The following is a 7,222-nucleotide window of genomic DNA, read 5'->3' on the forward strand; positions in this document are numbered from 1 at the left end:
ACCGTGACCTGACCGTCTACGACCCGATGATCGTCGTCGAGTATCTCGACGAGCGTTATCCGCATCCTCCCCTCATGCCGATCGACCCGCTGTCCCGGGCCCGCCTGCGCCTGGCGACCTGGCGTATCGAGAACGACTGGCTTCCCGAGATCGAGACGATCGGCGAGGGTGGCAAGGCTGCCGATGGCGGTCGCCGCCGGTTGCGCGAGCACCTGCTCCTGTCGGTGCCGCTGTTCCGGGCCTCGCGATTCTTCCTGAACCCGGAAATGAGCCTGATCGACTGTCTGGTCGCCCCGGTTGTCTGGCGCCTGCCGCATCTGGGCGTGGACCTGGGCAAGGAGGGCAAGCCGATCGTCGACTACGGCGAGCGCCTGTTCCACAGCCAGGGCTTTGCCCGCAGTCTCACGCCGGAAGAGCGCAACATGCGTCCGGACTTCAATTTCGCGCCCGGTTAGCCTCGTTACCGCGTATCCCGTAAACTGTGCACATGGATACGAACGAAACCTCGGGCATGACCTCCAATCGGCCCTATCTGCTGCGCGCCATCTACGACTGGATCAGCGACAACGGCCTGACCCCGTACGTACTCGTGGACGCGGCGCAGCCGGGCGTGAAGGTGCCGGCGCACGTCGTGAAGAACGGCCAGGTCGTTCTCAATCTCGCCATGCGTGCCGTCGCGCACCTCGACCTCGGTAACGACCGCATCGCCTTCCAGGCGCGCTTCTCGGGCGTGAGCCAGTCCATCGTCATCCCGATGCAGGCCGTGCTGGCGCTTTACGCGCAGGAGAACGGGCAGGGCATGATGTTCCCGGCCGACGAAAACGAAACCCTGCCCACCGACGGCATCGAAGCCGCCGACGAGGCCGAGGCACCGGCACCGTCCGCCGGTGGCGATGACGACCGGCCCAAGCGAGGCGCTCCGCACCTTCGGGTCGTCAAATAAACGAAACCCGCCGAAAGGCGGGTTTTTCGTTATGGCTGTTTGGCGTTCTGGCGCTCTGGCGTTCTGGCTGTTGTAGGAGCCGATTCATCGGCGATCCTAACGTGTCGTAAACCCCATCGCCGATAAATCGGCTCCTACCGAGCGGGTTCTCGCCAGTTTCCTGTTGTCGCCAGTTTTCTAATGAAGCCGCCGCCGGTCGGCCAGCGAAATCACATTCGCCCCATGCACGATCGAATCCGTCGCCACGACAGTCTCCAGGGCCGGCGATCCGCTCATCGGCAGTGAGAAGCTCACCACGTCGTGTCCGGCCATCCACAAGCGCGCCATTTCGCGTGACTGGCCGTCTTCGCTGACTTCGAACACGTAGCAGCGCTCCAGGCGGCGTACACCGTCGACGCCCTGCAGGCGGATCGAGCGAAGCCCGACACTCTGATCCAGCAGCTGGAGGCCATGGCGCTTGCACAGCGAGGCCGCGGCGCGCACGGCGACCTCGCGGGCGCGAGTGAGCCGGTACCAGCTGGCAATGCCAGCGGCCAGGGCCATGAGCCAGAACAGATCGGTGAAGGAAGCCATGGGGTCAGTGTGTGGCCGCTGCGGCGCGACCACAAGCCCCTATAAGGGCATCGCCGATGAATCGGCTCCCACAAGAAGCCGGAATGTGGGAGCCGCTTCAGCGGCGATTCCTACAAACCCCCGTGTTTCACATCCAACCGAAGGGACAGATCAATCGCCCTCACGTTCTTGGTCAACGCCCCGCTCGAGATGAAATCCACCCCGGTCTCCGCAATCGCCCGGATCGTATCGATCTCGACGTTGCCCGAAACCTCGAGCGGCATACGTCCCGCGGTGAACGTCACGGCCTCGGTAAGCATCGCCGGGGTGAAGTTATCGAGCAGTGCGCGATCGGCGCCGGCATCGAGCGTCTGGGCCAGTTCGTCCAGCGTTTCCACTTCGACGATGAGCGGCAGTGCCGGGTGGATGCGGCGGGCGGCCTCGACCGCGGCCGGAATGCCACCCGCGGCGATGATGTGGTTTTCCTTCAGCATCATCGCGTCGAACAGGCCGATGCGGTGATTGGTGCCGCCACCGCAGAGCACGGCGTACTTCTGTGCGCGACGCAGGCCGGGCAGGGTCTTGCGCGTATCCAGCACGCGCGTGCGCGTACCCGCGATGGCATCGGCATAGTGCGAGGTCACGGTCGCCGTGGCCGAGAGTAATTGCAGGAAGTTGAGCGCCGAGCGCTCGGCTGTCACCAGTGCGCGCGCCTTGCCGGCAAGTCGGCAGATGATCGAGCCGGCGGGAACGCGGTCGCCGTCGTGCACCAGCCATTCGATGCGCACGTCCGGGTCGAGCTGGCGAAAGCAGGCCTCGAACCAGGCGGCGCCGCAGAGCACGGCTTCTTCGCGGCAGGTGAGCACGGCGGTCGCAGTGGCGCTGGCGTCGAGCAGATCGGCTGTCGCGTCGCCGGGGCCAATGTCTTCGGCGAAGGCGCGCTGCACGTCCGCAAGAATCTCGCTGGCTGGCGGCAGGGCGTCGGCCAGGTATTTCGGGTCGGGAGAGCTCATCGTGTCGTGCTGTCCGTGGAGGAAGGTCGCTACCTTAGCGCGGCCTCCCTTCGCTGGGGAGATCACGCCGCCGGCGTGGTCGCCTCGGGCTGACGCAGGCGCTCGACGATGGCATCCATGGCGCGGTCGAACAGGAGCGAGGAGTCGAGCAGGCGCGCCGTGCCGTTGGCGAAGGCCTGGGCGAGACCGGCAAGACTGTGGTCGGCAACCTTGAGGCCGCGACGATTGACGAACAGGAAGCGCCCGCTGATCGGGCTGACCCAGGACAGCTTGGCGCGATCCGTCGTGCCGTCTTCAGCCGTGAACTCGAGCCACTGGCCCACCTTGAGGTCGCGCGCCTGGGCGAGATTGCGCTCGTCGAAGGCTTCGTCCATCAGGGCCTCGTTTTCGTCGTCCGGCTCCGGCTCGAGCATGGGTTCCTCGATAGCCTGGATGGATTCCGGCAGCGGCATGACGCTGGAGACGAGGGTGCCCGACTCCGTTTCCGGCGTGGACTCGCCGAGCTGCTGACGGTAGAAGGCATGCAACTGGCCGAGCAGCTGTTCGGTGTCGCCTTCCTGGAAGGCCACCGAGGCAAGGCCACGACGCAGCGAACGTTCGATACCGGGCAGCAGCGAGCGCAGGTCGCGACGGCCGTTGAGGTCGTACACCGGCCGCGCGCTGGCGATGAAGTCGTCGATGAAACGCAGCGACTCGCGGAACTCGGGGGACTCGTCACCCTGGCGAAGCAGGGTGAGCACGATGTAGTTCGCCCAGGCGCGCGTGAGCACACCGTAGATGAGCGGCGGCAACGCGGCGCCACCGATACGGGTGACGATTTCCGACGCCGCGCGGCGACGTGCCTGTTCCAGCTTCTCGCGGCCGCGGGTGGACTCGGCGACGCGCTGTTCGGCCAGCTCGGCGCGCTTGCGGCTGACGTCGAGGAATTCCTGCAGTTCGCTGGYCAGGCGCGTGAAGATCACCACGTCGTCGTCGAAATCATGGAGCAGGCGCTCCACGATCGACTTGACCTTCTCGAACAGACGGCCATCGCGATCGGCCTCGGCCGACCAGCCCTTGGCGGCGTCGGCGAGGGCGTCGAGCAGCTGGCGCGCCGGGTGCGACTTGTGCGCGAACATGCGGCGGTCGAGCAGGGCCACCTTGAGGTACGGAATCTGCAGGCGTGCAAGCAGCACCTGCATTTCGGCCGGAAGGTTGTGATCTTCGAGGATGAACTCGAAGAGCATGCCGACCAGGTCGATGGTGTCTTCGTCCACGCCGGACACGTGCGAGGTCTGCTGACCACGGAGCTGGCCGATCTGTGCGAGCAGCTGCTCCTTCAGGTGAGCGACGTCGCGCGTGACGTCGGCCTGGGTGGCAAGTGGCGTCGCCTGCGAGGGCAGGCTGGCGATCTGGCTTTGCAGCAGGGTCAACGCGCCGAGCAACTCGGCGGCGCTGGGTAGCGGGCCGGTCTGCATGGGCGGCGAGGTGGCCGCGCCCATGACGACGGAGGCGCTGTCGCGCCGTGCCGAGAAGAGGGCGTGCAGCGACTGCATGAACTCGGCAGCGGCGACATCCGTTACCGGCGCGCTGCCGGCCGCCTGGGGCGGAGCGACGGCTGTGGTCGCGGGGCCGACGGGCGCCGGCGCATCGCTGCGACGGGTGGAGATTTCGTGGCGCAGCTGCGGAAGAACGCCCGCCGCGGCCAGTTCGTTGTTGATGTCGTCGTACAGCTCGTCGACGCCCGCGAGCACGTAGCGGTCGAACAACTTGTAGATGATGAGCTTGACGCGGACCTCGACCATCAGCTCGCGCATGGCCTGGCGGAACGCGGCAGCCAGGGCGGCGGGGCCGACCGGGTTGGACGCGTCGTCCATCTTGGTGCCACCGCAGATCACGGAGAGGCGCTGGTTGACGGCGAAGAGGGCGCGCGCGAGGCGCTGCTCGTTCTTGCCGATCATGCTGGTGATGGCGAGCGACTCTTCCAGCTCGTTCTCGCCGACCAGGCTCAGCTCGATGTTGGCGAGCGGACGGGCGGCGCCGTCGGCATTCGGCGCACGGGTGCGACCGGCTGAAAAATCGGCCAGGTCGCGGGCGACCTGGCCGAGGAAGGTCCGCTCGACGATCGCGCGCTTCTTGCGGACTTCGCGCATGCCGTCGAAGAACTGCGTCTGCGCCGCGTTGTTCTCCGCCTTTTCGGCGAGGTCGAACAGGGCGTCGTCGATGTTCTCGAACATGTTGGTCGCAAGCGCATGGAGGCGCTTGGTCGCGAGCCCCCGCACGGTGACCAGAAGGGCGCCCACACGCTCGCTGCGCGGGTCGAGGCGCTGGCTCAGGTCAACGACGTTGGACGGCTCACTCGCGTTGGTCATCACGCTTCTCTGGATTCTTACTGGCCCCCGCCCGAGGGGCCATTGTGCGGGAACGGATGCTTTAAAGTGTGACTCGCATCACGGATTTTGCGCGAGGCCGGATTCTGCCGTAAAGCCTTGCAACTGGGTCGTGCCGATACCCGCTTCGGGCAGCATGACGGGGATACCGTCTTCCACCCGATAGACCAGCTTGCCGTCCGTGGTGATGAGCCCTTCGGTGATCGTGTCGGTCACCTTTTCACCGGCGACGGTGTCGAGGCTGCCGGCGCGGATGGCGCCATTGAGGTTGTCGCGCTCGGTCGCGGTGAGCGGGCGCAGCGGTCGCTTGCTGACGGGGCAGCAGAGGATGTCGATAAGACGCTTGTCCATGGGAGCGGCCGCGAAGGGCCAACCTGTATGTAGATCGGGAATGCCCTTACAATAGCGACTTTTGGGTGCTCCGGCCATGACTTCCAACGAGGTGAACGAGGCGAACGCACCGCGCGTTGGCGTGGTGATGGGCTCGCGTTCGGACTGGGAAACGATGGAGCACGCCTCGACCACGCTGACCCGCATGGGCATCGTGCACGAGGTTCGCGTGGTGTCGGCTCACCGTACGCCGGACCTCCTGTTCGACTACGCGGATGCAGCCCGTGGCCGTGGCATCCAGGTCATCATCGCGGGCGCCGGTGGCGCTGCCCACCTCCCGGGCATGATCGCCGCGAAGACCGCCCTGCCGGTATTCGGCGTGCCGGTGCAGTCCAAGGCCCTCAATGGCATGGACTCGCTGCTCTCGATCGCACAGATGCCGGCCGGCATTCCCGTGGGCACCCTTGCCATCGGCCGTGCCGGCGCGACCAATGCAGCCCTGCTCGCCGCCTCGGTGCTGGCCCTGCACGACGCCGCCGTCGCCGCCGCGCTGGACGCCTTCCGCGCCGAACAGACCCGCAACGTCCTCGATCATCCGGATCCGCGCACGTGACCCGTAAGCTTCCTACGGTCGGCATCCTGGGTGGCGGCCAGCTTGCCCGCATGCTTTCCCTCGCCGCCGCGCCGCTGGGCGTGCGCACCCTCGTGGTCGACGGCTCGGCCGAGGCCTGCGCCGGCCAGGTCACCGAACTGGTCGTTGCCGACTGGAACGACGACGAGGCGCTGGAAGCGTTCGCCGCCCGCGTGGACGTGGTCACCTTCGATTTCGAGAACGTGCCGGCCGCCACAGCCGAGCGCCTGGCGGGCCTCACCCATGTGTTTCCCAATCCGGGTGCGCTGTCCGTCGCCCAGGATCGCCTCGCCGAGAAGACCCTGTTCCGGGCCTCGGGGCTGAACACCCCGGATTTCGAACCCGTGGACAGTCGCGACGACCTGGTCCGCGCCGTGGCACGGATCGGCGCGCCCGCCATTCTCAAGACCCGCCGCCTGGGTTACGACGGCAAGGGCCAGTTTCGCCTGAAGACGCCGGATGATATCGATGCCGCCTGGGCTGCCTTGGGTGAGGCTGCCGCCTCGGTGGGCTTGATCCTCGAAGCCTTCGTGCCCTTCGACCGCGAGCTGTCTGTGGTGGCGGTTCGTGGTCGCGACGGGGGGTTCCGTACCTGGCCGCTGACCCGCAACTGGCATGTCGACGGTGTCCTGTCGCTCAGCCTGGCGCCGGCCCCCGGCACCTCGGACGCGTTGGAACAGGCCGCCATCGGCCATGCCCGCACGATCGCCGAGACGCTCGACTACGTCGGTGTCTTCGCCCTGGAGCTGTTCGTCCGTGGTGGCGAGCTGCTGGGCAACGAAATGGCGCCTCGTGTCCACAACTCGGGGCATTGGACCATCGAGGGCGCCCACACCAGCCAGTTCGAGAACCACGTGCGCGCCGTCCTCGGCCTGCCGCTGGGCGACACCGGCGTGCGTGGCGCCAGCGCCATGCTCAACTGGATCGGCGACATGCCCGACCCGACGCCGATCCTCTCGATTGCCGATGGCCACTGGCATGACTACGGCAAGGAAGCGAGGCCGGGCCGCAAGGTCGGCCACGCTACCCTCTGCGCTCCGGATGCCGGCAGCCTGCGGGCGAAGCTTGCCGACATCGGCGTCGCGCTGGGCCGCGAAGAACAGGTCGCTCCGGCCGTCGACCTCCTCGGCTAAGCACCTCGCTCAAGGCTTGCCTTCGGCCTCGCGGGCTCGGCTTTGCCGTCGCTCTCTACACTTGGGCGCTTCGCGGGGAGACCTTGGTGCCCACCCTCGCGGCTCAGACACGTCCTCCGCGTTCGAGAAGGAAAGGCCGCTCCGCGGCCCGTGTACCTACTGGCCTACGGCCGCTCCACTTGTGCGGAACTCGCCTCGAGGGTGGACACCAAGGTCTCTCACGACGATACGGTCAGCGGGAAGGAGAGCCG

General features: G+C 66.9%; 8 protein-coding genes. 4 read left to right on the forward strand and 4 right to left on the reverse strand.

The features are described from left to right. Both AC1DSN_RS15845 and AC1DSN_RS15850 read left to right on the forward strand, forming a co-directional pair. A partial coding sequence (locus AC1DSN_RS15845) for a stringent starvation protein A (RefSeq protein ID WP_477331587.1) occupies positions 1 to 455 on the forward strand: 455 nt, incomplete at its 5' end. A 56-nt stretch (positions 456 to 511) separates the two neighbouring features. Continuing rightward, positions 512 to 943 (forward strand): ClpXP protease specificity-enhancing factor, encoded by a 432-nt coding sequence (locus AC1DSN_RS15850; RefSeq protein WP_082879116.1) that lies wholly within the window; start codon positions 512 to 514, stop codon positions 941 to 943. 177 nt (positions 944 to 1,120) lie between these two features. Here the strand turns inward: AC1DSN_RS15850 and AC1DSN_RS15855 are convergent, their stop codons facing one another. The 4 genes from AC1DSN_RS15855 to AC1DSN_RS15870 all read right to left on the reverse strand — a co-directional run bounded on the left by AC1DSN_RS15855 (position 1,121) and on the right by AC1DSN_RS15870 (position 5,228). Continuing rightward, positions 1,121 to 1,516, reverse strand: coding sequence for a DUF3301 domain-containing protein (locus AC1DSN_RS15855; RefSeq protein WP_213947852.1), 396 nt, complete (start codon positions 1,514 to 1,516; stop codon positions 1,121 to 1,123). Positions 1,517 to 1,626: 110 nt separating this feature from the next. Then, positions 1,627 to 2,508: a carboxylating nicotinate-nucleotide diphosphorylase gene (gene nadC / locus AC1DSN_RS15860; RefSeq protein WP_477295581.1), complete on the reverse strand. Its 882-nt coding sequence runs from the start codon at positions 2,506 to 2,508 to the stop codon at positions 1,627 to 1,629. Positions 2,509 to 2,570: 62 nt separating this feature from the next. Beyond that, positions 2,571 to 4,859 (reverse strand): DUF1631 domain-containing protein, encoded by a 2,289-nt coding sequence (locus AC1DSN_RS15865; RefSeq protein ID WP_477331589.1) that lies wholly within the window; start codon positions 4,857 to 4,859, stop codon positions 2,571 to 2,573. Positions 4,860 to 4,937: 78 nt separating this feature from the next. Further along, positions 4,938 to 5,228, reverse strand: a complete 291-nt coding sequence (locus AC1DSN_RS15870; protein WP_477295585.1) for a Trm112 family protein — start codon at positions 5,226 to 5,228, stop codon at positions 4,938 to 4,940. Between the two features lie 76 nt (positions 5,229 to 5,304). Here AC1DSN_RS15870 and purE point away from each other — a divergent pair, with 76 nt between their 5' ends. Together purE and AC1DSN_RS15880 are read left to right on the forward strand one after the other, a co-directional pair. Next, entirely contained in the window at positions 5,305 to 5,820 is a 516-nt protein-coding gene (purE, locus tag AC1DSN_RS15875) for a 5-(carboxyamino)imidazole ribonucleotide mutase (protein ID WP_063572378.1), read from the forward strand. Beyond that, positions 5,817 to 6,971 (forward strand): 5-(carboxyamino)imidazole ribonucleotide synthase, encoded by a 1,155-nt coding sequence (locus tag AC1DSN_RS15880; RefSeq protein ID WP_477295588.1) that lies wholly within the window; start codon positions 5,817 to 5,819, stop codon positions 6,969 to 6,971. Before purE ends, AC1DSN_RS15880 begins: the two co-directional genes overlap by 4 nt. The last annotated feature ends 251 nt before the right edge of the window (positions 6,972 to 7,222 follow it).

Source organism: Luteibacter sp. P4_D7_3, from assembly GCF_056401735.1.

Excerpts from the sequence above, each read along its gene's own strand:
- AC1DSN_RS15855 (WP_213947852.1), bottom strand. The coding sequence starts at position 1,516 with ATGGCTTCCTTCACCGATCTGTTCTGGCTCATGGCCCTGGCCGCTGGC.
- AC1DSN_RS15850 (WP_082879116.1), top strand. The coding sequence starts at position 512 with ATGACCTCCAATCGGCCCTATCTGCTGCGCGCCATCTACGACTGGATC.
- nadC (WP_477295581.1), bottom strand. The coding sequence starts at position 2,508 with ATGAGCTCTCCCGACCCGAAATACCTGGCCGACGCCCTGCCGCCAGCC.
- purE (WP_063572378.1), top strand. The coding sequence starts at position 5,305 with ATGACTTCCAACGAGGTGAACGAGGCGAACGCACCGCGCGTTGGCGTG.
- AC1DSN_RS15870 (WP_477295585.1), bottom strand. The coding sequence starts at position 5,228 with ATGGACAAGCGTCTTATCGACATCCTCTGCTGCCCCGTCAGCAAGCGA.